Genomic DNA, 24,672 nt, shown 5'->3' with positions numbered 1-24,672 from the left:
TCCGGCGATAGGGCCGGGAGGTTCTTTCTTTTCAGCTTCGGAATGCTTTTCGACAATGCGGATACCAATTTACAAACTTCGCCGTATCTTATAGGATAGTACTTAGTGTGAACGGAGATGTCGGGGAGGCTGGCAGAGTTGAAACAGTTATATCATGTGCTAGGGGCAAAGCAATTCGAGAAGGAAGAGTTGGAGCAATTGTTCGATGCTGCGCGGGCAATGGAAAAAGTCGTCGCGCGCGGCGGGGATAGAAGGCACGAGGGTCGGATCATGACTTCGCTGTTCTTCGAGGCAAGCACGCGGACGCGGTTGTCTTTCGAATCGGCGATGCACCGGATCGGCGGCGGCGTTATCGGAACGGAGAATGCGGCGCAGTTCTCTTCCGCGATCAAGGGAGAGACGCTGGAGGACACCATCCGAATCATCAGCGGCTACAGTGATATCATCGTGATGCGGCATACGGACATCGGCGCGGCTAAACGGGCGGCGAAAGTGTCGGACATTCCGGTTATCAACGCGGGCGACGGAGCAGGCGAGCATCCGACTCAGGCGCTTCTGGATGCTTACACGATCCGCAAGGAGTTCGGCAAGATCGACGGTTTGAAAATCGCAATGGTTGGGGATTTGGCGTATGGGCGAACGGTGCACTCATTGAGTTATATTTTGGCCAATTATCAGGACGTCATGGTTTACTACATTTCCCCCGACAACGTGCGGATACCGGATAACGTGAAGAAGTACATGGACGAGAAGGGTATTCGATATCAGGAGACCAATGATCTGGATTCGGTTGTCGGCACGATCGACGTGCTGTACCAGACGCGGATTCAGAAGGAGCGTTTCCCCTCGGTCGAGGAGTACGAGAAGGCTTCCGGCCAATATATCGTCGACGCCGAGCTGATGGATCGGATGCGCAAAGACGCGATCGTGCTTCACCCTCTGCCGCGTGCCGGAGAGATCACGGAAGAGGTCGATTCCGATCCTCGCGCCGCCTACTTCCGCCAAGCCGTGAACGGCTTATATATCCGGATGGCGCTGATCGATAAGTGCATAACGGAGTCTCAAGGCAAATAGAATAAAGTTGGAGTCCGCCTCTGTTGATGGCGCGGGTCGGCGCGTGCTATAATGAATGTCCGGCGGGCGTTAAACCCATGCCATTAACGGATGGACAGGTAAGGAAGGTGAAGGAAAATGGGCAAAAAAGACCAGTACGACAAGCCATTAGCGCAAAATAAGAAGGCGTCCCATGATTACTTCATCGAGGACACCTACGAAGCCGGAATGGTGCTGACCGGCACGGAGATCAAATCTCTGCGGACTGGCCGCGCGACATTAGGCGACGCTTTCGCGACAATTCGTAACGGCGAGATGTTTTTGCATAACATGCATATCAGCCCGTTTGAGCAAGGAAACCGTCACAATCCCGTTGATCCCACCCGAGCCCGCAAGCTTCTGCTGCATAAGGTGCAGATTCATAAGATGCTCGGACTAGTTAAGCGGGATGGATATACTCTCGTTCCTCTTCGCGTCTACATCAAGAACGGCTACGCTAAGTGCCTGATCGGGGTCGGCAAAGGGAAGAAGCAGTATGATAAGCGTGAATCTGACGCTAAGCGGGATTCCCAGCGGGACATTCAGCGGATTCTTCGCGAGAAGCAGAAGGTCAGCAGTTATAATTGATTAAATAGTGGTCATCGCTGTCGCGGGAATGAAGTGCCAGTATTGCCAGCAACAACTTAGGATAATGTAAGCCGCACGTGTTATAATAGATGTTGTAAGGATGCTTGATCTTCGCCTTCCTTAAGGGAGGGCGCCTGGGAAGTCCAACCGCAGATGCGGTGGCGACCAGCTATTCGGGGGCGTTTATGGATTCGACGGGGATAGAACGAGCGTGGGTAGCGGGTAGTAGGGCTGCGTCTGCTTCACTAACGCGGAAAGCCTATTAAACGGCAAACAACAACCAACTTTAGCAGCAGCCTAAGAAACTGACTGTTAAGCTTCTACTCTCCATCGCCCATGTGGCGGGATAGGGGCCAACTCTAGTGGGATACGCTGTCTAGTCTCCGCCTGGGGCTAGCGGAAGAAGACAATCAGGCTGACCCGAAGGGAATCCGGTGACAGGGAGTCTCTAGGGTGACATCAAATCTGTCACTACACCCGTAGAAGCACATGTGGCGTTGTCTTCGGACAGGGGTTCGACTCCCCTCGCCTCCACCATAAAAACACTGACCGCAAGAGGTCAGTGTTTTTTTGTGGAGCAGAATGGGAGTCGTCACAGTCCGAAGGAGGACAGAGTGGGTTCGTTCCGCGCGCAGGTCTGCAAGGCAGACCGAGCACGGCATCTCATTCTACCTCTAAGAACGTCATCCGCGAATCAACCTCGTCAGAAACTTCAATGAAGAATGGGATACCCCTGAGCCGAATATAGAATTGCGACACAAGAAACCGACACGAAGTAGTCGGTTTTGTATGGGGAGCAAAAAAGAATGCCTCCATGGCTTGGCTTTAAACATAAAAATCTCCGACTGTAAGAAGTCGGAGTTTTGCTTTGTATATGCAACTATTAACTATGATGAATTTCTAGTTTTCTAGTATCAATTATGATGCCTGCAAGCTGCATAAAATCAAAACCTAGGATTCCATCAATCGGAAATCCATAGTTCATTTCTCCAACCTCAATCTAAAAATGGTCGAGTCGAATATCTTCGATCTTAATGGAGTTAACAGTTTTGAAAAAGACGACTTCTGAACCGCCAATACCTCTAATTGCACAGGTATAATCATTTGATTCAGGATAAATTCCAATATTGCGCAACAATTCAGCTTTAAATATTGTGCCAGCAGACCCTGTATCTACGAGGACATTATTGAGAGTAATTTCTTGATCTCGGAATGAAACCGTAACAGAAATGAAGGGCAGGCCATCAGTGAGTTCAATGTTCATCCTCTACCTCTGATTCCAAGCCATCTACGTTCACGAATTTCGACCCGCGGTCTAGAAGTATGGAAAAAGTAAAATTCGTTAGAAGGGCGACTTCTTTGTAATTCATTACATTGTTTCATGGCCTCAAAGGAGTCATCGAACTGTTGTACAATTGCCATATCATCTACAAAACGCAGCCCTTCTTCAGAGTGGGCTTGAATTGCTTCAATGACGACCCATTCGTTAGGGTATAGATTTTGCACCTCGCTCCACTTCATGAAAAGCCTCCGTTCATTGCTTTTAAATTTAGTATATACCAGCGCAGCATTACCTTCAATCGTGACAGGGAGTCTCTAGGGTGACATCAAAACGTCACTACACCCGTAGAAGCACATGTGGCGTTGTCTTCGGACAGGGGTTCGACTCCCCTCGGCTCCACCATCACGAAAGCCAGCCGCAAGAGGCTGGCTTTTTTGTGTTGGTGGAGGCGATTTTAATAGGGGGAGTCTCCCCAGTCCGAAGGAGGACAGAGTGGGTTCGTTCCGCGCGCAGGGAGCGCAGCGGACGAGCACGGCATCTCATTCTACCGCTAAGAACGTCTTCCGCGAGTCAGCATCGTCAGCAACTTCAATGAAGAATGGGATACCCCTGAGCCTCATATAAAATCGCGACACAAGAAACCGACACGAAGTAGTCGGTTTTGTATGGGGAGCTATCGTGCGAGGGGCGGCGATTGCCCTGATTCCGAAGCAGGACATTGGGGTTCGATCGCGCTCAGACTGCGGAGCAGTCTGAACACGCAATTCAATTCCACCGCTAAGATCGTCTTCGTCAGCAACTTTAATCAGGAATTGGATACTCCCCTTAAGCCGCCGCCATAAGAATCGCGACACAAGAAACCGACACGAAATAGTCGGGTTTCGTTTGGGGAGAAATAAAGGCGTTATTCTAAGTGTTGAGGGGATTGGAAAGCTCTGGTTCTTTGTACCATGGATTCAATATTGCCGATAATTGATGTATAGTGGAATACAGTGATATGAATAAATTCTTGAGCTAATGGAGATTATAAATGGCATCTCTAATAAATGTATTTCATGGAACAACTAGCAGGCATACAACTTCATTATACCAAGGTATTGATTTAACGAAGAGTGATAAGTATACAGATTATGAGCAAGTTGCATAATGATAAAGAACGTAGGAAGCAGCAACGGGATGCTGCATACAAAGCTAATATGGTACGTGGAGTGGTGTTCTCTTATTCATTGGATATGGGTCGATTGCAGAGACTGCCGGGATACACATTTTGTGATGCCGATGACAAGGCGTAAATTTGTTTATAATAATCGTATAGACCATTCCAAGCATTTGAGGTGTGAAGCTGGATCTAATCAGCAGGTACCTCCAAAGTATCATTATGTATCGGGGCCGCTAGCTGATGGTAACATGGCTGATTTACTCTTGGTAAGAGAGAGAATGATGAGTGTGGAGGACTTCTTAGCCGAAGTGGTTTCGATTGGCGAACAGATCTCTCTGCATACAAAAGAGGCAGTGAACTGCCTCACGGGAACTGGGGTGAGATTATGTTGAAGATGGATACTGCTGAGCGCACTTGTTTAGCCGTAGAACTTGTATTAACTAAGAAGCATGGCTTGAAGCCAGCCGAGGCTAAACGGATGTTACAGAACTCAGTCTTTTATCAAACGCTTCAGGAAGATCCGATTTTCGTTGGCCATAGATCAGCTGACTTTTGGGCCAAAGAAATTCTGGATGAGTACAGCGTGCCGCACTAAGAACCTTTTCCTTCAAATAACAGGAGGAAGGTTCTTTTTTGTTTTGTAAAGAATGCACCCTTCAATTGAAATGCGGTTATCCGTAACAACGCGATTGACTAACAAGTTCAGCGAGTAGTCAGGGACCTCTCTGCGGATGGCATTAGAGTAGTCGGTCACGGCATGGGTGCAAGATGCGTATTGGATCGATGAATAAGGACGGAATAAGGACATAAAGAATATAGTGAAACTTGTAGAAGGTCTGAAGGGGAGTCGCCCCGGTCCGAAGGAGGACATTGGGGTTCGATCGCGCGGAGGGCTGCCTCTTGAAGGACCAAGTGCGCTGCAAGCAGAATGTTTCCAACAGCGCAGTAATTCCCACACCCCCGGATATTCCAATAACTCCAGCTGTGTCGCGAAATAGCCAACAAATAACCCGCAGGCGGCCTGGGCGGGTTATTTGTTACGAGACTGACTCGCTTGACGTTTTCCTGAATACCCTCGGGGACATCCCCGTATGTTCCTTGAATACTCGGGAAAAAGTGCGGAAAGAATCGAATCCCGAGTCTACGGAGATGTCCAGGACGGACATCTCCGTAGTCAGTAATAGCGATGTTGCGCGCCGCACTCTCAGTAAATGAAGATAATCCAGAAAGTGTATATTCAGTACCTTCTGAAACAAGCGGCTGATATAGGCGGGACTGACATTGAACTTCTTGCATAATCCGTCTTGCGTGAGTTCATTCAAATAATTCGTGTGGACAAATTGAATGATTTCCCAATCCAACTTTTTCATATTCGCGCTTTGGTTGTTGGATTGGTTCAGAATCGCGGTAGAATAGGAGCGCGTATAGAGAACCAGGGCTTCGATCACTTTGGAGCGAATCACGCTGTATTTGCCTATTTTTGAGCTATGATACTCGTTAGCTATCGCGCTGCAAAGAAGATTCATCTCCCGGGCTTCATTCTCGTTCAAATCGTTATAGGAAGGCAATTGATTACCGGCTTGAAGTAAAATTCGGCCGAGATCGGCATCAGTCGTGGATTCGAAGATAAGGCTGATATCAAACATACAGCAAAAAAGCTGGAGCGGAGCCTGCGGATTGGTATGGATTTCATGGATATGGTGGGGCAGCAGGAAGCTGATCGATCCGGGCTTCAATTCGTGGGTAATTCCGTTAAGCGTTTCTGTTCCGTAGCCGTTCATAACGAAAGACAATTCAAGAAAGTCGTGATGATGAAGCGGGATGTCGTCCTTGAGCAGATTGGTCAAGCAGTAGAAAGGAAGTTGTCCCTTTTTGAGATTCGGATAGTTTACGGAATCCGTATATTCGAGATATGCGGTCATCGGTTTTCCCCCCCCACATTAAAACTCGTGAACCCTAAGTTATAATCATGGACCCGCGTTTGAGGTGAGTTTACCTTATAACCCTCGAAACGCGCAATTTATTTTTCCACAAGCGTCTTTTTTGGCGTGTTTTGAAAAAAAATGACCGAAAAATATTCCGCGCAATAAGTACAATGAAATCGTGCGACAAATGCATAAATTCTGAATAGAGGAGAGATGGATGATGTTATCTTTACGGCAAGTTCGCCTGACCGCTTTCATTGTTTTCCTGTTCTCTTTGCTTGTTGTCGTATGCTGGCTCGATTCGCGCTCTGCGTCGGCTGCATCCGGACCGTCCGTGCCTTCGATTACGAATGTAAAGGGCAGTTATAATGTCGGTATCCTTGAAAGCGCTCCACGCGCCGATGGGAAGATTCACATTAATACACCGGCAACGATCGCCAGGCTGCAGCAATTAAACATCACGACGTATTCGTATCAGTTATGGACCAAGGGGCATTACTGGGACGATCTTCGTCTGGAGTTCATGCCGGCCGCGCAGGCGGCGGGCATTAAGGTGTGGGCGTATCTAACGCCTCCATCGGAAGGAGTGCCTCAGCCATTCGGCGGAAATTACACGGAATGGGTTAGACAAATTGCCACGCTGGCCAATACCTATCCTAACCTTGAGGCATGGGTAATGGATGATTTTACGGCAAATCTTGGAGTGTTTAATCCCACAGATACAACCGCCCTGATGAATTATGCGCACACAATCAACCCGAAGCTGGCTTTTTTCGTTATTGCGTATTACGAAGCGGCAACGAGTACTTTTGCCAATGATTATAAGAATTGCATTGACGGCATTATTTATCCGCATGCCGAGAGAACAGCGCTTAATTTTGATGCTTATGTAGACACTTTGTACAGCCGTTTCCATCCTTATAATATACCCATCTATTCTATTCATTATGGCACGTTTGCCAATTATACGACGATGAAATCGGCGGAGACGATACAGACCGAGATGCAGAAGGCATTCGCCAAACAAGCTGCGGGCAAGCTGCAAGGCATTTATGTATACGCCACACCTTTGGAAACAACGGATGAGCTTTGGTTGAATCCCAATGATCCGCATCCTTATGCCACGAATGGGGATTGGTATTACGAATTCGCGAATGATGAGCTAACCATTCCATGGGCAACGCACAACACGGCGAAAGGCGCCAATTCCACCGTGAAGCAGACGGCAACCGTAACTGCGCCTGCAGATTCCAGCATCGAGTTCGATGCCTATTCGTATGCTCCGAATGGATACGCGTTCGGCAGCGACGGGAATATTGCCCGCATCTCCTATCCCGCGAATACGCCCGGCGCAGCAGGTATATGGGGCGAGCTGTCGCAAACAGTTGTGGTCACAGACGGAGCGAACTCGTCCGTCACGTTCAAGGTCAAGGATGATTATACCGGGGGCACATCGGGATACATCTTCAAGCAGTTCCTCGTGGACGACGTGGTTGTCTGGCAGGAGGACGTTGCGGGCCAGAACGGAAATTGGGAAACCGTCACCTTGAATTTGAGCCCCTATATGACGGGCAAATCGACGGCTAAAATTCAACTGCGCCTGAAAAATGTCAATGCAGTTACGTATTTTAATCTCGTGTCCTCGTGGGACGATATCGTTGCCACAGGTTTTAAAGTCGTCAATCCTTATTTCGACGGCGATACAGGCTGGACGAAGTCGCAGTCGACGACCGCAACCGCAAATACATTCAGCATCAACTGGCCCTGGGGGAAAGCTTCCTATGCCGGGACTGCCGGCTCCAAGGTCAAGACCGCGACAATCTCGCCTGCCGGTTCATACCAACTGAATATGAAAGTCAGAGACGATTATGTATTTTCGGTTCCCGGATATCACTTTATGCAGCTATTGGTCGATGGCGTCGTGGTATGGGAACGCGATGTTTCGGGAGGCAGCGCGGATTGGCAGAACGTAAGTCTGGACTTGACCAGCCGGCTGACCGGCAAATCGACGGCCGTCTTTACATTCCGCGTCTATGACAAGGCAGGCGTCAGCAATTTTGGGGTGAACACGGAGTGGGCCATCACTTCGACGACAGGCTTTACGTTGGATGAAGGGAGCTTTACCAGCCTTCTGAGCACATCGGACATATGGGTGTATTCGAAAGACCCTACACTTTCCATCTCCTACCCATCAGGCGTGGCGAGCTCAAGCGGCAGCCAGGGCGGCGTTAATATGGGCGTGGCCATCACGCCGGGCCTGGGCAGCAAAACGCTTGACTTCCAGGTAAGAGACGATTATACCTCCCCTACTTATCCGGGCTATCACTTCGCACAGGTTGTCGTAGACGGCGTTGTCGTCTGGGAAAGGGATGTGGCCGGCGGCACTACGGCATGGCAGTCGGTTAATCTGGATTTGACCAGCGTATTAGCCGGCAAGCTTACAGCCAATATCATGTTCAGGGTATACGACAAAGCGGGCGTAACCTGGTTTCCGGTGAAGGTAGACTACACCAATATCGTGGCTAACGGATTCACCTTGAACAATCCGACCTTCCAATCGACCGGCGGATGGATCTATGCCGACAACAATGCGGCTTACCTGGGACCCTATACGACGGAAATCGTTACGCAAGGCCCGGGCATGGTTCTGCTGCAGATGCTCATCGACGGGAAATTGGTTTGGAGTCAGGATGCCTCCAGACTGAGCGCAAGTCCATGGAAAAGGTACAAGGTGGATACTTCCCCCTATACGGCGGGGAAGAGCTCGGTAGAGGTCCAGTTCCGCATGTATTTTACGCAAGCTGTCAGCGGTTTGGCCGAGATTATCCGCATCGATAATCTTGCGGTTACGGGAATGACGATGCAAAATCTGAGTTTCGAGGATACGACAGGTTGGACTTCTTCCTTCACCGATCAGAATGTGGCGACGGGTTATGGCGGGCCGAAGCGAGGCGTAAGGGTATTCAATAATGTTCAAGCTCTGTTTCAATGAGACGAGTGTTCACGCTCGCAGATCCGACAGGTCCGGGGACTCCCCCCGGTCCTTTTTTTGCGGCACATCCACAACCGCGAGCAGAATGTCGAACTGCTCGTCGTCGCTTGCGAGTTCGGCCAAGTTTCGGGCACGGACGAAATCATCGCGGAAATTGAAGCGAAATCCCGGGCTCGCGCCAACTTTTGAGGCAAGCTGCGTGTGAAATCAGACGATAAACCATAAAGAAAGCGGAACTCACCGGACGGAGTTCCGCTTTCGTTTTTGCGTGCCGATTGCCGTTTCTCAACACGTCGCTCTCACATCGCCGGTCTCGGATCGGGTTGTCCTGTTCGCAAAACTGTTATACAACAAAATAATTTTAACAAAACAGTATTGAACAGTTCGTTAACTTGTTGTACAATAATCACACAAAACTATAACTGTTATATAACAAATGGTGAGGTGAACATCATGGACTGCCCCACATGCCACGGAAATGGCGAACTCGCATGCGGCGAATGCCGGGGGGATCAGAAGGGCGATCATGGCGAATGCGACGAGTGCCGGGGAACGGGCTGCCTCCCCTGCAGCTGTTGCGGCGGGAGCGGCTATTTGGAACAGATGGCTTGAGAACAACGACTGATCTTGTACATTACGAAAAAATGAGGGGATAGGGACATGGCGAACGCATCGAACACAACGAACACAACGAACACAACGAACACAACGAACACAACGTGGAACAAGCAGTGGGAGGAGCTGACAACGAGCTGGGGAAGCGACAGATACCGCGGTGTAAAACGGCCGTATCGGCCGGAGGATGTTTTGAAGCTGAGAGGTTCTGTGCGGGTAGAACATACGCTCGCGGCCAGGGGAGCGGCCAAAATGTGGAGCCTGCTTCAGACCGAGAACTACATCAGCGCCTTGGGCGCCTTGACCGGCAACCAAGCCGTGCAGCAAGTGAAAGCGGGTTTGCAAGCCATTTACTTAAGCGGGTGGCAGGTGGCCGCCGACGCCAACCTGGCTGGTCAAATGTACCCCGATCAGAGTCTGTACCCGGCCAACAGCGTCCCCCAAGTCGTGAAAAGAATCAATCAGGCGCTGCAGCGCGCGGACCAGATTCAGCATTCCGAACGGAGAGGCGATATCGATTTCTTCGCTCCGATCGTGGCGGACGCGGAGGCCGGCTTCGGCGGCCCCCTGAACGTATTCGAGCTGATGAAATCGCTGATCGAAGCGGGGGCCGCCGCCGTTCACCTGGAAGACCAGCTCTCCTCCGAGAAAAAGTGCGGCCATTTGGGCGGGAAAGTGCTCCTGCCGACGGCGCAGGCGATTCGCCATCTGATTGCGGCCAGACTAGCGGCAGACGTGATGGGTGTGGATGCGATCCTCATCGCCCGAACGGACGCCCATGCGGCCAGGCTGCTGACGAGCGACGTCGACGCGAATGACCACCCTTTCTTGACTGGAGAACGGTCACCCGAAGGATTTTATTATGTGAAGGAAGGGTTGGACCAGGCCATTTCCCGGGGACTCGCATACGCTCCTTACGCCGACATGATCTGGTGCGAAACATCCGAGCCGAATATCCCGGAAGCGGCGGCATTTGCCGAAGCCATTCATGCCCGGTATCCCGGCAAGCTGCTGGCGTACAACTGTTCTCCGTCCTTCAATTGGAAGAAGAAGCTGAGCGAACAGGAAATCGCCGCTTTCCAGACCAAGCTGGGCGAACTGGGCTACAAGTTCCAATTCGTGACGCTCGCCGGGTTCCATGCGCTCAATTACAGCATGTTTACCCTTGCCAAAGGCTACAAATCCCGGGGAATGGCGGCGTATTCCGAGCTGCAGCAAGCAGAGTTCGCGATCGAAGGGAGCGGCTACGAGGCGGTTCGTCACCAACGGGAGGTCGGCACGGGCTACTTCGACGAAGTGGCGCAAGTGATTGCAGGCGGAGCCTCCTCGACGACGGCGCTGGCGGGCTCGACCGAGCGGGATCAGTTCACGCCTTGACGGAAACGGGATCGAATTTCACGGACAACATAAGGGGGAACGGCATGGAAAACCGCACAAGCGAGGTTAACTGGGGAGTCATCGGCGATCAGTCGTCGGAAACAGATGCGGACATTTTGACGGCGGAAGCGCTGACTTTCGTGACAGAGTTGGAGAAGCGGTTCGGCAGCCGGCGCAAGGAGCTGATGCAGGCCAGAGCCGAGCGCCAGCGGCGGATCGACGTGGGCGAGCGGCCGGACTTCCTGCCGGAGACGGCTGTCATTCGCAGCGGGAGCTGGGCCGTGGCGCCGGTTCCTGCCGACCTGAGGGACCGGCGGGTCGAAATCACCGGACCGGCCGGCGACCGGAAGATGGTCGTCAACGCGCTGAATTCGGGCGCCAAAGCCTATATGGCGGACCTCGAGGATGCGAGCTCCCCAACGTGGACCAATACGATCGGCGGCCAGATCAATCTTCGGGACGCGATCAACCGGACGATTCGTCACGAGGAGCCAAGCGGCAAAATTTACGAGCTGAAGGAACGAACGGCGACTTTGATCGTTCGGCCGCGCGGCTGGCATATGGAAGAAAAGCATATGCAGGTAGACGGGGCGCCGGTGTCGGCCAGCCTGTTCGATTTCGGCCTGTTCTTTTTCCATAACGCCGCGGCGCTGCTGCAGCAAGGAACCGGCCCTTACTTTTATTTGCCCAAGCTGGAAAGCCGGCTGGAGGCGAGGCTGTGGAACGACGTATTCAGCTTCGCGGAGCTTGCACTCGGCATTCCGCATGGCTCGATCAAAGCGACGGTGCTGATCGAAACGATCCTGGCCGCGTTCGAAATGGATGAAATATTGTATGAGCTTCGCGAACACATTGTCGGCTTGAACTGCGGACGCTGGGACTATATTTTCAGCTTCATCAAGAAGATGCGGAATCGGGATGATTTCATTTTGCCGGACCGCGCTCTGGTGACGATGGAATCGCCGTTCATGACGGCGTACTCCTTGCTCGCCATTCAGACGTGCCACAGACGGAAGGCGCATTGCATCGGGGGCATGGCAGCGCAAATACCGATCAAGAACGACCCGGAAGCGAACGAGGCAGCCATGGGCAAAGTGAGGCGAGATAAGCTTCGGGAAGTTCGCAACGGTCACGACGGCACTTGGGTAGCGCACCCCGGACTCGTGCCGATCGCCATGCAGGTGTTTGACGAGTGGATGTCTACGCCGAACCAGGTGGACCGTCTGTTGGAAGACAAGCGGATTACGGCTGCAGATTTGCTGGAAATCCCGGAAGGCCCGATTACCGAGGCGGGGGTGAGGATGAACGCATCCGTCGGCGTGCAATATTTGGAGGCGTGGTTGCGCGGTTTCGGAGCGGTGCCTATCCATCATTTAATGGAAGACGTCGCAACGGCGGAAATCTCCAGAGCGCAGCTGTGGCAGTGGATTCATCACCCGAACGGCAAGCTGGACGACGGTCGGAACATAACGCCGGATCTGTTCGAAGCGATCCTGGCCGAGGAGCTGAGCCGCATCCGCGGCGCGATGGGCGATGAACGGTATGCTGGGTCCCGGTTCGAGCAGGCGGCTGCGTTATTTCGGGAAATGACGGTCGCTGACGCCTTCGAGGAGTTTTTGACCGGTCCCGCCTACTCGTATTTGGCTTAAAGCAGCTTACAATTTCATAAGGAGGAGATCACGATGCTCATGAGTGCAGCCGGCGAAATTGAAACGAAGGAGCAGGAGTCGGCAGCCGCCGATTGCGCGACTCGCCAAACAACCGTGTTTTATCCGCTATCCCCGGTTTATCTCGATCTGTATTACGGAGTTCTTTGGCTGAACGAGGAGGGATCGTTGGGATGAGAGAACCTGGGAACTCCAATCCGATAAACTTTGCTCATATATGCAGATTGACGAAAGCATAACGTCCGAATAGAGGAGAGCGGCAAGGAACATTTGCCGTTCTCTTATTTTTGTCCTCTGCGTCACACCGTTCCTGTTTCCTGTCCTCCATCTTGATATATAATAGTCCTATCAACTATTCAACAGAGGTGCGTGCGATGGACGCTCAGGAACTAACGACGAAGCACGAGCAAATTATCCAGCATATCGAGAATCTGGAGGTCGGTTCGCGCATTTCCGTCCGGAAAATCGCGCAGGCGCTCGAGGTCAGCGACGGCACCGCCTATCGCGCCATCAAGGAAGCCGAAAACCGCGGCATCGTGAGCACCCGGGAACGGACGGGCACGGTTCGCATCGAGAAAAAGGAACCGCAGCGCATCGACAAGTTGACGTTCGCGGAAATCGCTGGCATGGTCGACGGCCAGGTGCTCGGCGGAGCTTCGGGTTTGCAGAAGACGCTGAACAAATTTGTAATCGGCGCCATGCAGTTGGAAGCGATGATCCGCTACATCGAGCCCGGCAACCTGCTGATCGTCGGCAACCGCAACAAGGCGCATCAGAGCGCGCTGACCCTAGGCGCAGGCGTGCTCATTACCGGAGGTTTCGGTACGACGCCGGAGGTCAGACGTTTGGCGGACGAGCTGGGGCTGCCAGTCATCAGTTGCAAATACGATACGTTTACGGTGGCGGCGCTCATTAATCGCGCGTTGTCCGACCGGCTGATCAAAAAGCAGATTTTGCTTGTCGGCGATATTATGAAGGCGGACGCGCTGCCAAGCTCGATTCATGCATCGGAAACGGTCGCGTCCCTCAAGAAGCTGATCGAAGCGACGAACCACAACCGGTTCCCGGTCGTCGACGACGCGGGCAGACCCGTGGGCATGATCATTGCCAAAGACATTATCGGGGAGCCCGACAACCAGAAAATCGAAAAGCTCATGACGCGAAATCCGCACACCGTAACGTCTCATACTTCGATTGCGACCGCGAGCCATATGATGGTTTGGGAAGGAATCGAACTGCTGCCCGTCGTGGACGCCGGCAAAACGTTGATCGGGGTCATCAGCCGCAAAGACGTGCTGAAGGCGATGCAGACGGTCCAGTCCCAGCCCCAGATCGGCGAAACGCTCGAGGATCAAATTTGGTCCGCCTTCGAGGAAGTCAGGAACGAGAGGGGGCAACTGCACTTCCGGGGACCTGTCGCGAGCCAGATGATCAACCAGATGGGCTACATCTCGGAAGGCTTGCTGGGAGGCTTGATTACCCTGGCAGTAACGCGGACGATGAAAGAGCATAAGAAGGGCGATCTGCTGATCGACAGCACCGCGACCTATTATTTCGCGCCCGTCGAGATCGACAGCTTGGTGGAAATCGTCCCGGCCGTTATCGAGCTCAGCCGGAGGTTCTGCAAACTCGAGGTGGACGTGTTCGTGAAGCAGAAAAAGGTCATCAAGTCGATCGTGGCCGCGAGGGTTTTGGATTGAGTGGAGAATGCATATCCACCAAACTCCAATCGACCGGCGGATGGATCTATGCGACAACAATGCGGCTTACCAGGGCCCCTATACGAATGAAATCGTGACGCAAGGCCCGGGTATGGCGTTGATGGTTATTTATTTCATTAATGGGAAAATATGCATGTAATTCTCATGAAAACTCGTTTTCGATGAAATACTGGGATTTCGTGCAACTAATTTCTTTAATATCCCTTAATGCAGGGATGTGGAGTTTAAAATAGTGGGATTAAATCCAAGTAGGCCCACCCATTATAGTAAAAGTCGCAAATTTACAAGCATGAAATCCATCTAAATTTGGTGCTTTGCTCAGCAAGCCCAGCTTTTATATTCTTTTAAAGAAGGGGGCTGAAAGTCATGTGCCTATTTTACTCAAGTTACCTTATTTTCGTAAGCGATTGCCCTTTTCCCCCTATACGGCAGGGAAGAGTTCGGTAGAGGTCCAGTTCCGCATGTATTTTACGCAAGCTGTCAGCGGTTTGGCCGAGATTATCCGCATCGATAATCTTGCGGTTACGGGAATGACGATGCAAAATCTGAGTTTCGGGGATACGACAGGCTGGATTTCTTCCTTCACCGATCAGAATGTGGCGACCGGTTATGGCGGGCCCAAGCGTGGCGTAAGGGTGTTTTATAACGTTCAAGCTCTGTATCAATAACGCACAGATGCAAAAGGTCCGGGTCTCCCCCGGACCTTTTTGCGGCATCGTTGCTTGGCTCATGCGGCACATTAACCTGCAACATGCCGCCTCGCCAACAAGGCGAGTGGTTGTTTCCCAGCTGTAGGTCGGCCGCGCAATTTCAGTACGGTTGGAGCTGATTGTCCATGGATCGCTCATGGAGGCAATGTACAGGTTTTGCCGCACATTGGTGTCGCCTTCCCAGCCGGACCAGATGAAATAAAGCTGGCTGCCTACCTGCAGCACTGTACCATCGATCGCCCATTTGTTGGTTGAGTCCGTAATTTGTCCCTTGTTCACCCAAGTGCCTTGCATCGGATCAGCCGCTGTGTTTTGCAGCACATACATGCGATGGTTGGCATTGTTGCCGTCGTCTTTGGCGTAATAGATGTACCACGCGCCGTTAATGTAATAAATTTCCGGAGCCCATATATTGCAGCAGCCAGTACTGATAACGCGTGAAGGGGCAGCGTCGATGCCAGTCAGCGTTTCACTTTTCCAAATGGTTACGTTGTTGCCGGTTGTTTTGGTGAAATAATAGTAGCCGTCCGTATGCCGATAAACCCACGGATCCGCGCTTTCCTGCATAATGACGTTGTAGAAATTGCCTTTAACGAGGGACGCGCTGGCTGATCCTGCCGGCAGCAGCAATACGGTAAGCAGCAGCATGATGAGCGCGCGGCTGCATAGACCGCGCCAAGTACGAGAGCTCGTTTTCATTCCTAATCAATTCCTCCTTGTTTTTTGCGCACACTCAGAAGTATGCGCTTTCAATATGTGAATCTGATTATTTGTCGTACAGCTTCATTGTAGTTAATTCGCGGCATCTATTACGGTCATTTTTTTCCGGAACAGGCTAAAAGAGACGCTTGAGGGGGGAATTGATTGTGCGTGGAACAACGATCTTAAGACAATTGTCTCATCATTGGGCTCGCCAGTTGCACAGGATGGCTTTGAATATAAATTTATGGCATACCGGGCATGGATAAATTGCTTATAATCTCAGGTAGGTTATTCTTTGTAACCGTATACAAAATCCAAGGAGGGTCTTATCCGCATGAGAAAATTATTATTCGCTCTGCTAGCGCTTTGTTTGACAGCCGGACTGGCCGCATGTTCAGGCAGCAGCAAGAACGGTTCATCCAAGGTGACGCTGACTTACGCCATTTGGGATCAAAACTATCAGCCTGCGATTGAACAAGCTATCCGTAAATTCGAAGACTCGCATCCGAATATCAAAGTCAAAATTGAATTGACCCCCTGGAGCCAGTACTGGACGAAGCTGGATACCGGGGCTACGGGCGGTGAACTGCCCGATGTTTTCTGGATGAACCAGATCAATTATGTCAAATATGCTGCCAACGGGATTATTATGCCTTTGAACGATCAAATGGAAGCGGGTCAGATTGATGCTTCAATCTATCCCGATGGCGTATTGGATTATTACACAAACGAGGGCAAACATTATGGCCTGCCGTTTGAAATGTCATCGATCGGGCTTTTCTATAACAAAAAGCTCTTCGATGCCGCAAACCTCCCGTATCCGGATGAAACCTGGGACTGGGATGACGTTCGCAAAGCGGCGGAGAAGCTGACGGACCCGGCCAATGGCGTGTGGGGCATTGCTTCAACCATGAGCACGGAAGCCAATTATTATAACACGATCTATCAGAATAACGGATTTATCATTTCGGAAGACAAGAAGACCTCGGGCCTTGATCGGCCGGAAGCGATTGAAGGGATCCAGTTCTGGGTGGACTTCATCGCCAAGAAGCAGTCGCCATCGGCGGCCCAGATGAGCGAAACATCTAGCGAGAAGCTGTTCGAGTCCGGCAAGATTGCGATGCTCTACGATGGCTCCTGGATCGTGAAGGAGTTCGCCGACATTGATTACACCAAGGAGAATGTGGATGTGACGGTGCTTCCCAAAGGCAAAGTCAGCGCCAATATCGTTGCGGCTACGGCCATGTCGCTTAATGCCAAGACCAAGCATCCCCAGGAAGCGTGGGAATTGCTGCGCTATATGGCATCCAGGGAAGCGGCGCTCATCTATTCCAGTACGGGCTCTTTTATCACAGCGGTCAACGGGACGCAGGAGGGCTGGGTGAAATCCGTTCCATTCTTTAACCTGCAAGCTTTCATCGATTCTGCGACCAAGTTTCCGAAGCCATTCCCGACATCCAAGGATACGATGAAATGGTTTACCCTGGAAGAAGAATACATGTTGAAGGCATGGTCTCAAGAGATGAGCGTGGATGAAATGGCGAAGCAACTTGCGCAGAAAGTGAACGAGCTCCTGGCGCAAGAATAATCGGCAAGCGCAGTGCAAGGGCTCTATCTTGCCATAGAGCCCTTGCGCGAATATAAAGCGGTGCGGGATGCGGCGCTTCGCCTGGAAGGAGAAGATCGAGATGAAAGCGATTGCCGGAAGAAGTCGAATCAAGAAAGAAAATTGGCTGTGGGGATATTCCATGATCGCGCCCGCTATGCTGGGAATCGGATTCTTTTTTATTTGGCCGATGATTCAAACCTTTTATTTCAGCATGACCCGGTGGGGAGACTTTGGAACGTACAAGTTCGCCGGCTTCGATAACTATCATCGGTTATTCGCAGACCACGATGTTTGGAAGGCTGTCCTGAACACATTCCGCTACGTTGTCCTGGCAGTCCCGCTAAGCGTCGCGATTTCCATTCTTGTCGCTGTCATGTTGAACCAGAAAATAAAAGGCCTTTCCCTGTACCGCACCCTTTTCTTTCTGCCGGTCATCACGATGCCGGCCGCTGTAGCCATGGTGTGGAAGTGGTTGTACAACAGCGACTACGGATTGCTGAATCATATGCTGAACGAGTTCTCGATTCAAGGCTCCCGGTGGCTGACCGATCCCCAGCTTGCCCCCTACTCCATTGTTGTCGTTATGATCTGGAGCAGCATCGGATTCAACATGGTGATTCTGTTGGCAGGCTTGCAGGGGATATCCAAAACATATTACGAGGCGGCGAGAATTGACGGCGCAGGCGTTATGGCGCAATTTCTTAGGATCACGCTGCCGGGGCTGACCCCGACCGTTTTCTTCGTTTTCATCATTTCGCTGATTGGCACGCTGCAAGTGTTCGACTTGATCTGGATGATGGTCGGGAATCCCAGCATCGTTAAATTTTCTACGCAATCGGTCGTTTACTTGTTTTATGACGCGGCATTCCTGACTAACGAAAAAGGCTATGCGGCTAGCATCGCCGTTCTGATCTTTGTCCTCGTTATGGTTATGACCATTATTCAGATGGTCTTTCAAAAAAAATGGGTCCATTACGAATAAGGGAGATCCTTGAATGAGAGCGGAGAATGTTTCACAAAAGCCGAAGTTTTGGATCCTGCACACTCTTTTGATTGTCCTCGCTTTTTTTATGCTGGTTCCGTTTGCTTGGATGATACTGACTTCGTTTAAATCGTTGGGGGAATCCGTGCACGTTCCTGTCATCGTGTTTCCCAAGTCGATTCATTGGGATAATTATATCGATGTTCTTTATACCATGCCTTTCTTAACTTTTTATTTTAATACGATTGCCATCACAGCGCTCAAAGTCCTGGGAACGTTGATCTTCAGTTCGTTGGCCGCTTATGCCTTTGCCAGAATCGAATTCCCCGGAAGAAACGTTTTGTTTGTGATTTTGATATCGGTTCTGATGGTGCCCGGACAAATTTATATTTTGCCGTTATTTCTGATTATGCGCGATTTCGGTTGGCTGAACACCTTGCAGGCGGTAGCTGTCCCGGGGATGTTTGACGCTTTCGGCGTCTTTTTGCTTCGGCAATTTTTCTTGTCCTTAATGAAGGAGCTGGAAGAATCGGCCAAGCTGGACGGGTGCAATCATTTGCAAATTTACTGGCGGATTATGCTTCCATTAGCGAAGCCCGGACTGATCGCGCTGACGATTTTCACCGTGCTTGCTTCCTGGAATGAACTCCTGTGGCCGATGATTGTGAACAGCAGTCCCGCCAAGATGACGTTGGCAGTCGGATTGTCCTGGCTTCAAGGCCGACACGGCACGAATTATCCTGTTTTGATGGCCGGCTCCCTTATGGCCTTGTGGCCGATGGTTCTCTTATTTTTGACTCTGCAAAAGCATTTTATCGAAGGCATTGCCATGACCGGAACCAAATGATCCAATCAGAGAAAGGGATGGAGCGAAATGAGCTTGGCGATCAACGGAGGAACGCCGGTACGGACGAAAGGATTTGCGAAATGGCCGGTATTTGACGAACTGGAACAAGATTTCTTGCTTCGCGCGCTGAAATCGGGGAAATGGGGAGGCGTCGGCGGCACCTGGAATGGAGAAGAGCCGTTCATTCCCCGGTTTGAACGGGAATTTGCCGCGCTGCAGGATTCGCAATATGGCGTAAGCTGCGTCAACGGCACGGTGGCGATTACCGTTGCCTTGCAGGCACTCGGCATAAAGCCCGGAGATGAGGTCATCGTTCCGCCGTTTACTTTCATCGCAACGGCAACAGCAGCGCTTGCCTTTGGCGCGATACCCGTGTTCGCGGATATTGAGGAAGACACGCTGCTGATTGATCCGGTTGAGGTTGAGGCGGCGATTACACCGAAAACGAAGGCGATCATTGCCGTACATGTGGCGGGAGCTCCGGCCAATATGACGCGGCTGTTGGAGATTGCCCGCAAGCATAATCTGGCATTGATTGAAGACGCGGCGCAAGCGGTCGGCGCCCGGTGGGAGGGCAAAGGTGTAGGCGCCATCGGCGATATGGGCACTTTCAGCTTCCAATCCAGTAAAAATTTGAACGCCGGCGAAGGCGGCATCGTGCTTACAAACAGTGAAACGTTGTGGACCACAGCCTGGTCCATCTGCAATGTGGGTCGAATCCCGAACGGGGGTTGGTACCAGCATGAAATGTTGGGCCAAAATTATCGCATCACCGACATCCAGGCCGCGCTATTGCTTGCGCAGATGACGCGTCTGGAAGCGCAGATGAAGCAACGCGAAGCCAACGTAGCGCTGCTTAATCGGCTGCTCAGCGGGATCAACGGCATTTCCCTCTTGAAGCTTGACCCGCGGATCACGCGGCATGCCAATCATGTGTATGTGTTCAAGCTGGCTCCCGATTTGGCGCAAAGAGTGAACAAGGAAGAATTTATTCGCAGAGTGGCGGCGGAGGGGATTCCCGTGTTCTACGGCTATGTGCCTTTGAACCGCACCAATGCCGTTCTGAACGCGACAAAGGATTGGCTGGGCGAGGAACGGGTGTACGAATGTCCTGTCTGCGAAAGGCTGTGCAATTCGGAGGTTCTGATGCTCAGTCAGAGTGTGCTGCTGTCCGAAGAACAAGCGATGTACGACATTGCGGAAGCATTAGATAAGGTGATTCGTTCTTATGGGAGCTAATCGACCTTCCAAGGTGGAAAAATGATCACGATTGTCAAAGACGGCGCGGCGCAAGCAAGTATAATCGTCGAACAAGAGCCGACCGCATGGTTTGCTGCTGAAGAACTGCAAACTTATCTATTTAAGATCTCCGGCTGCAAATTGCCGATCAAGAGCGAATTTGAGATCGAGGGGCAAACTTGTTTATTCGTCGGGAGTGTACGTTGGTGCAAGCATCATGCTTCTTGCGACATAGATAGCGATTCGTTAAGATATGACGGTTTTATCCTGCAAAGCTTTGAACAAGGGTTAATCATGACCAGCCGCGCAGGAAGAGGAATTTTGTATGCTGTCTATGCGCTGTTGGAACGAATAGGGTGCAGGTGGTTTTTTGCAGGGGAACTGGGGGAGGTGATTCCATCCTTACAAGATATTCGTGTAGAAGAATTGAACTTGCTGGACAATCCGGATTTCGAATATCGCGGTCTTACGGAGGATGCTTGCAAAAGCTCCATCGCATCGTGGTGTGAAGAAATGAAAGAGACGATTGATTGGTGCGGCAAAAACAAAATCAATTCGTTTCATATTCACTGGAGTCCGGCAAGCCCTCTCGAAGGCATTGACGAAGTCGTCCGGGAAATCAAAAAACGCGGCATGAGATATGAATGCGGCGGACATGGCGGAGAGCTTCTCCTTGATCGGGAATGGTTTGAGCATAAGCCGCACCTGTTTAGAGAAAAAGCGGGAATCAGGGTGAGGGATGGCAATCTTTGCGCTTCTAATGAAGAAGGAATCGAACGGTTGGTTAAAGGCGCCAGGGAGGTGATGGTCAAGCATCCTGAAATCGACTTGCTTCACATGTGGTTTGCGGATGTAAGCGGCGGCAGTTGGTGCGAGTGCGGGAGCTGCAAGGATATTCATCCGGCAACGCAGCAATTAAAGGTCATCAATCGCATCGGTGAAGGTTTGCGCCAACTGAGACCGGAACTGGAAATCGATATGCCGCTATATCATGATACGGTTGACCTCAACAACATGACTTGTGATCCGGGAAGCAACGTTTATGGTTTTTTTGCCGGCAGGGAACGATGTTATGCCCATAGTATGAGTGACGACAGCTGTCAACTGAATCAATGGTATAACCGGATGCTGGAAGAAGCCTATGTGAAATTTAGAGGGAACTTGTGCGTGTATGGCTATTATGCGGATATGATCTTGTTTGCCAAATTGAAAATCAATATTCCGCATATCATCTCGGACGATTTAAAGCATTATCGAAAAAAGGGTATCCATAAAGTCGCTGCTCTGATGTTCGGCAAATATAGCTGGCGAGTATACCCAACCAATTTGTTCGTGTTCGGCAAAATGGCGTGGAATACAAATTTCCGATACAGCGAAGGGTTAGAAGAGATGTATGAGAGATGTTTCCCGGAAATCTCGAACGTTATGATGGAATACCAACAGCTAATCGAGCGGGCATCCTATGGATTGTTGACCTTTTGTGGATATTCGGATTCCACCGGCGAGCTAAGCCATATTCCCTCACAACCTCATGAATTCCGCCTGAAGCATATCGAACAAATGGCGCGCAGCTTAAGGCTGTATAGACAGGGGTTTAGCTTGTTGGAGGAGCATATGGACACCTGTGTTGGAAAAGCCGGAAAGCTATTGGTCGAAGAGAAGAATATTCTCCTGATCACGATAAAAGAAGCCGAAGCGATCTATAACCGGATTTCGAATTTTGAATCGGGAGGGGTTTGGCGATGAAGATCGTCATCGTAGGCGGGACGGGCCACATCAGCAGCCGGATTGTCCGCTTGCTGCTGGAGCAAGGTCATGAAGTCGTCTGTTATACGCGCGGCGGCCTGGGCAGCCCGCCCAAGGAAACACGCCATATTCAGGGCGACCGCAGGGACCGGGAGTCGTTCGAACGCACGATGCGGCAGGAGGCATTCGACGCGGCGATCGACATGATCTGTTATACGCCGGAAGACGCCGCCAGCAGCATCCGCGCATTTCAAGGCGTGGGACATTTTGTCCAGTGTTCCACGACATGCACCTATGGGGTCGATTACGACTGGCTGCCAGTCAGCGAGGATCATCCGCTGCGCCCGATTACCGCTTATGGCAGAGGGAAAGTGGCGGCGGATCGCCTGTACCTTGAATCGTATTACAGGGAACAATTTCCCGTGACGATCCTGAAGCCGTCGACAACTTATGGGCCGCAGATGGGGCTTCTGCGCCAAATCGCCGCGGAATTTTCCTGGATTGACCGCATCCGCAAAGGAAAACCCGTCGTCGTGTGCGGGGACGGGCTCGCCATCCACCAGTTTCTGCACGTCGACGATGCTGCGCTAGCGTTCGCGGGCGTGTTGGGCAAACGGCATTGCATCGGCCAAACTTACAACCTGGTCAATCGGGGATATTGCACGTGGCGGGACCATCATCGCGCGGCGATGCGCGTACTGGGGCAGGACGTCGAGCTTATTGGCGTGCCTCTGCGAGATTTGGTCGTGTCGGACGCCAAGAGATTCGCCATCTGTGAAGATATTTTCGCGTATAACTGCTACTACAGCGCGGACAGGATTTTCCGGGACGTGCCGGAGTTTCAGCCCCGTATCTCGCTCGAGCAAGGGATGGCGCTGACGATCGACGCCCTGGACAGGGAAGGGCGCATCCCGGATTCGTCCGCCATGGACTGGGAAGAACGGCTGATCCGGGTGCAAAGTGACGTAAGAAAAAATCTAGATTGTGGGGGAAAACAAGATGATTAAAAGAATGAATATGAAAACGATTCTGATTTCCATCATCATGGTTGTGTTGATATCTGCGACAGCTTGCGGCAAGAGTGCAAGTCCAACAGCAAGCGGGAATAAAGAAACAGGGAATACGGCAACCGGCGATACGGCAACAGGGGAGAAGGCGGCTGAACCGACGGACTTGACCGTATGGTGGTATGCATTTTGGAACGGGAAAGACGGCACACCTGAAGGCTGGATACGGGAAAAGGCGGACGAATTTATGGCGCTGCACCCCAATGTCAAAAAGATCAATATTGAGATGCTTCCCGGGGATACAGGACCACAAAAAATCGATACCTCCATTGCAGCCGGAAGCCCGCCGGATGTGACATACATTGATTTGGCGTTTCTGCCCAAGTATTTGAAGCAGAAAGTGGTCATTCCTGCTTCGGATTATATGACACAAGAAGAAATTGACGATTTTTTCAAGAGCCTGTCGGATTACGCGACATATGACGGTAAATTGTATGCGCTTCCAATTTTGATTGCTCCGCGAGTCTTATATGCGAATAAGACGATGCTGGAAGAAATGGGCTTGGCCGATAAATTGCCTCTGGAAGGGGACCGATCCTGGACCATTGAACAATTTAAAGAAATCGCCCAGAAGTTCCCTTATAAAAAGGGCGGCAAAACTTATTATGCCGAGCAAATTAATACGACCGCTCTAAACTGGACACATCTCTTCTGGTTCTGGAATTTCGGGGCCGACCTGTACAATAAAGGCGATACGCAATTTATTCTTAATTCCCCCGAAGGGGTGAAAGCGTTAGATTTTATGTTGGAAATGGTGGATGCCGGATCCTTCCGATTAGTTTCGGGCGGCGCTAAACCTTCCGACTTCTGGGCCGGAGATTTGGCATTCAGTTTGGGTCTGGCATTAACGGAAGATAAAGTGAAGGAAACATTAAAGGAGAAAACACCGGAAGGCCAGCCCATACCTGAAGTTGTCGCGATTCAATTCCCCAGGGGCCCCGGTGTTGACATCGCGAAATCCTATTCGGGCATCGGCGGACTCACCGTATTCAAGCAAAAAAAAGCGGATGAAAATCATACAAAAATGGCGATGGAATTCGCGAAATTCCTGACCAACGGGGAAAATAATAAAATTGTAAAAGAGCTTGGCGTGTTCCCGACCAAAAAATCTTCCGGCGATGTGTTTGGCGGCGATGTGAATGCCAAAATAGCGCGAATCATGATGGAGGACGGCAAAGATTTAGGCAAAGGGGAGCAAACATATAAAATATTCGAAAAACTGATAAACGCTGAGCTGGATTCTGCCTTCAGCAAGAAGAAAACTTCCCAACAAACGCTGGACGATCTGGCCAAGAAAGCGAACGATATGTTAAAACAGTAAGATTATCATCAAGTCGGATGAGGAGTCTTAA

20 protein-coding genes, 1 other RNA gene and 1 pseudogene are annotated in these 24,672 nt (G+C 51.1%); 18 read left to right on the top strand and 4 right to left on the bottom strand.

Annotated features, from left to right (window positions below):
* Positions 1-138 precede the first annotated feature (138 nt).
* From pyrB to ssrA, 3 genes are all read left to right on the top strand, one after another.
* Positions 139-1,074 (top strand): aspartate carbamoyltransferase, encoded by a 936-nt coding sequence (gene pyrB, locus K7P76_RS25530; RefSeq protein ID WP_232188748.1) that lies wholly within the window; start codon positions 139-141, stop codon positions 1,072-1,074.
* A gap of 117 nt (positions 1,075-1,191) precedes the next feature.
* Positions 1,192-1,680: an SsrA-binding protein SmpB gene (gene smpB / locus K7P76_RS25525; protein WP_232188746.1), complete on the top strand. Its 489-nt coding sequence runs from the start codon at positions 1,192-1,194 to the stop codon at positions 1,678-1,680.
* A 175-nt stretch (positions 1,681-1,855) separates the two neighbouring features.
* Positions 1,856-2,217: a transfer-messenger RNA gene (gene ssrA, locus K7P76_RS25520) on the top strand.
* A 463-nt stretch (positions 2,218-2,680) separates the two neighbouring features.
* On the opposite strand, the gene K7P76_RS25515 is transcribed toward ssrA, so the two are convergent.
* Together K7P76_RS25515 and K7P76_RS25510 are read right to left on the bottom strand one after the other, a co-directional pair.
* The gene (locus K7P76_RS25515; protein ID WP_232188744.1) at positions 2,681-2,944 is read right to left on the bottom strand and encodes a retropepsin-like aspartic protease; all 264 of its coding nucleotides are present in this window, start codon (positions 2,942-2,944) and stop codon (positions 2,681-2,683) included.
* On the bottom strand, positions 2,941-3,201 hold the full coding sequence (locus tag K7P76_RS25510) for a hypothetical protein (RefSeq protein WP_232188742.1): 261 nt from the start codon (positions 3,199-3,201) through the stop codon (positions 2,941-2,943). Before K7P76_RS25510 ends, K7P76_RS25515 begins: the two co-directional genes overlap by 4 nt.
* Positions 3,202-3,627: 426 nt before the next feature.
* Between K7P76_RS25510 and K7P76_RS25505 the strand changes: the two genes are divergently transcribed.
* A complete protein-coding gene (locus K7P76_RS25505; RefSeq protein WP_232188734.1) occupies positions 3,628-3,804 on the top strand; it encodes a hypothetical protein in 177 nt (58 codons plus the stop codon).
* A 702-nt stretch (positions 3,805-4,506) separates the two neighbouring features.
* Positions 4,507-4,716 carry a hypothetical protein gene (locus tag K7P76_RS25500; RefSeq protein WP_232188732.1) on the top strand — a complete coding sequence of 70 codons (210 nt, stop codon included), beginning with the start codon at positions 4,507-4,509 and terminating at the stop codon, positions 4,714-4,716.
* A 442-nt stretch (positions 4,717-5,158) separates the two neighbouring features.
* On the opposite strand, the gene K7P76_RS25495 is transcribed toward K7P76_RS25500, so the two are convergent.
* The gene (locus K7P76_RS25495) at positions 5,159-6,043 is read right to left on the bottom strand and encodes an AraC family transcriptional regulator (RefSeq protein ID WP_232188722.1); all 885 of its coding nucleotides are present in this window, start codon (positions 6,041-6,043) and stop codon (positions 5,159-5,161) included.
* Between the two features lie 220 nt (positions 6,044-6,263).
* Between K7P76_RS25495 and K7P76_RS25490 the strand changes: the two genes are divergently transcribed.
* The 6 genes from K7P76_RS25490 (at position 6,264) to K7P76_RS25465 (ending at position 14,557) form a co-directional block, all read left to right on the top strand.
* Entirely contained in the window at positions 6,264-9,038 is a 2,775-nt protein-coding gene (locus K7P76_RS25490) for a hypothetical protein (RefSeq protein WP_232188720.1), read from the top strand.
* A 660-nt stretch (positions 9,039-9,698) separates the two neighbouring features.
* Entirely contained in the window at positions 9,699-11,030 is a 1,332-nt protein-coding gene (gene aceA, locus K7P76_RS25485; RefSeq protein WP_232188718.1) for an isocitrate lyase, read from the top strand.
* A 44-nt stretch (positions 11,031-11,074) separates the two neighbouring features.
* A complete protein-coding gene (gene aceB, locus K7P76_RS25480; RefSeq protein ID WP_232188716.1) occupies positions 11,075-12,679 on the top strand; it encodes a malate synthase A in 1,605 nt (534 codons plus the stop codon).
* Between the two features lie 33 nt (positions 12,680-12,712).
* Positions 12,713-12,874 carry a hypothetical protein gene (locus K7P76_RS25475; RefSeq protein ID WP_232188714.1) on the top strand — a complete coding sequence of 54 codons (162 nt, stop codon included), beginning with the start codon at positions 12,713-12,715 and terminating at the stop codon, positions 12,872-12,874.
* Between the two features lie 197 nt (positions 12,875-13,071).
* Positions 13,072-14,397, top strand: coding sequence for a DRTGG domain-containing protein (locus K7P76_RS25470; RefSeq protein WP_232188911.1), 1,326 nt, complete (start codon positions 13,072-13,074; stop codon positions 14,395-14,397).
* Between the two features lie 7 nt (positions 14,398-14,404).
* Positions 14,405-14,557 (top strand): hypothetical protein, encoded by a 153-nt coding sequence (locus tag K7P76_RS25465; RefSeq protein ID WP_232188712.1) that lies wholly within the window; start codon positions 14,405-14,407, stop codon positions 14,555-14,557.
* 640 nt (positions 14,558-15,197) lie between these two features.
* Here K7P76_RS25465 and K7P76_RS25460 read toward each other — a convergent pair.
* A pseudogene (locus K7P76_RS25460) lies at positions 15,198-15,776 on the bottom strand (glycoside hydrolase family 43 protein); the annotation flags it as partial.
* A gap of 388 nt (positions 15,777-16,164) precedes the next feature.
* On the opposite strand from K7P76_RS25460, the gene K7P76_RS25455 reads away from it, so the two are divergent.
* The 7 genes from K7P76_RS25455 (at position 16,165) to K7P76_RS25425 (ending at position 24,641) form a co-directional block, all read left to right on the top strand.
* Entirely contained in the window at positions 16,165-17,418 is a 1,254-nt protein-coding gene (locus tag K7P76_RS25455; protein WP_232188710.1) for an ABC transporter substrate-binding protein, read from the top strand.
* A 100-nt stretch (positions 17,419-17,518) separates the two neighbouring features.
* Entirely contained in the window at positions 17,519-18,421 is a 903-nt protein-coding gene (locus K7P76_RS25450; protein ID WP_232188708.1) for a carbohydrate ABC transporter permease, read from the top strand.
* Positions 18,422-18,434: 13 nt separating this feature from the next.
* On the top strand, positions 18,435-19,268 hold the full coding sequence (locus K7P76_RS25445; protein WP_232188706.1) for a carbohydrate ABC transporter permease: 834 nt from the start codon (positions 18,435-18,437) through the stop codon (positions 19,266-19,268).
* 27 nt (positions 19,269-19,295) lie between these two features.
* Positions 19,296-20,507, top strand: a complete 1,212-nt coding sequence (locus K7P76_RS25440) for a DegT/DnrJ/EryC1/StrS family aminotransferase (RefSeq protein WP_232188701.1) — start codon at positions 19,296-19,298, stop codon at positions 20,505-20,507.
* A 21-nt stretch (positions 20,508-20,528) separates the two neighbouring features.
* Positions 20,529-22,253 carry a DUF4838 domain-containing protein gene (locus tag K7P76_RS25435; protein ID WP_232188699.1) on the top strand — a complete coding sequence of 575 codons (1,725 nt, stop codon included), beginning with the start codon at positions 20,529-20,531 and terminating at the stop codon, positions 22,251-22,253.
* A complete protein-coding gene (locus K7P76_RS25430; protein ID WP_232188697.1) occupies positions 22,250-23,260 on the top strand; it encodes an NAD-dependent epimerase/dehydratase family protein in 1,011 nt (336 codons plus the stop codon). The genes K7P76_RS25435 and K7P76_RS25430 overlap by 4 nt, the downstream gene beginning before the upstream one ends.
* Positions 23,253-24,641: an extracellular solute-binding protein gene (locus K7P76_RS25425; protein ID WP_232188695.1), complete on the top strand. Its 1,389-nt coding sequence runs from the start codon at positions 23,253-23,255 to the stop codon at positions 24,639-24,641. Before K7P76_RS25430 ends, K7P76_RS25425 begins: the two co-directional genes overlap by 8 nt.
* Positions 24,642-24,672: the final 31 nt, after the last annotated feature.

It is taken from the genome of Cohnella silvisoli (assembly GCF_021190915.1).
Lineage (GTDB): Bacteria > Bacillota > Bacilli > Paenibacillales > Paenibacillaceae > Cohnella > Cohnella silvisoli.
The sequence above is the reverse complement of the archived record's forward strand: the minus strand, read 5'-3'. Positions and strand labels throughout refer to the sequence as shown.

What these genes read in the sequence shown, in the direction of transcription:
- K7P76_RS25475 (WP_232188714.1), top strand. Translation starts at nt 12,713, where the DNA reads ATGCTCATGAGTGCAGCCGGCGAAATTGAAACGAAGGAGCAGGAGTCG.
- K7P76_RS25440 (WP_232188701.1), top strand. Translation starts at nt 19,296, where the DNA reads ATGAGCTTGGCGATCAACGGAGGAACGCCGGTACGGACGAAAGGATTT.
- K7P76_RS25495 (WP_232188722.1), bottom strand. Translation starts at nt 6,043, where the DNA reads ATGACCGCATATCTCGAATATACGGATTCCGTAAACTATCCGAATCTC.
- smpB (WP_232188746.1), top strand. Translation starts at nt 1,192, where the DNA reads ATGGGCAAAAAAGACCAGTACGACAAGCCATTAGCGCAAAATAAGAAG.
- K7P76_RS25435 (WP_232188699.1), top strand. Translation starts at nt 20,529, where the DNA reads ATGATCACGATTGTCAAAGACGGCGCGGCGCAAGCAAGTATAATCGTC.
- K7P76_RS25465 (WP_232188712.1), top strand. Translation starts at nt 14,405, where the DNA reads ATGCATATCCACCAAACTCCAATCGACCGGCGGATGGATCTATGCGAC.
- K7P76_RS25450 (WP_232188708.1), top strand. Translation starts at nt 17,519, where the DNA reads ATGAAAGCGATTGCCGGAAGAAGTCGAATCAAGAAAGAAAATTGGCTG.
- K7P76_RS25510 (WP_232188742.1), bottom strand. Translation starts at nt 3,201, where the DNA reads ATGAAGTGGAGCGAGGTGCAAAATCTATACCCTAACGAATGGGTCGTC.
- K7P76_RS25425 (WP_232188695.1), top strand. Translation starts at nt 23,253, where the DNA reads ATGATTAAAAGAATGAATATGAAAACGATTCTGATTTCCATCATCATG.
- aceA (WP_232188718.1), top strand. Translation starts at nt 9,699, where the DNA reads ATGGCGAACGCATCGAACACAACGAACACAACGAACACAACGAACACA.
- K7P76_RS25515 (WP_232188744.1), bottom strand. Translation starts at nt 2,944, where the DNA reads ATGAACATTGAACTCACTGATGGCCTGCCCTTCATTTCTGTTACGGTT.
- K7P76_RS25500 (WP_232188732.1), top strand. Translation starts at nt 4,507, where the DNA reads ATGTTGAAGATGGATACTGCTGAGCGCACTTGTTTAGCCGTAGAACTT.
- aceB (WP_232188716.1), top strand. Translation starts at nt 11,075, where the DNA reads ATGGAAAACCGCACAAGCGAGGTTAACTGGGGAGTCATCGGCGATCAG.
- K7P76_RS25470 (WP_232188911.1), top strand. Translation starts at nt 13,072, where the DNA reads ATGGACGCTCAGGAACTAACGACGAAGCACGAGCAAATTATCCAGCAT.
- K7P76_RS25505 (WP_232188734.1), top strand. Translation starts at nt 3,628, where the DNA reads ATGGGGAGCTATCGTGCGAGGGGCGGCGATTGCCCTGATTCCGAAGCA.
- K7P76_RS25445 (WP_232188706.1), top strand. Translation starts at nt 18,435, where the DNA reads ATGAGAGCGGAGAATGTTTCACAAAAGCCGAAGTTTTGGATCCTGCAC.
- K7P76_RS25455 (WP_232188710.1), top strand. Translation starts at nt 16,165, where the DNA reads ATGAGAAAATTATTATTCGCTCTGCTAGCGCTTTGTTTGACAGCCGGA.
- K7P76_RS25430 (WP_232188697.1), top strand. Translation starts at nt 22,250, where the DNA reads ATGAAGATCGTCATCGTAGGCGGGACGGGCCACATCAGCAGCCGGATT.
- K7P76_RS25490 (WP_232188720.1), top strand. Translation starts at nt 6,264, where the DNA reads ATGATGTTATCTTTACGGCAAGTTCGCCTGACCGCTTTCATTGTTTTC.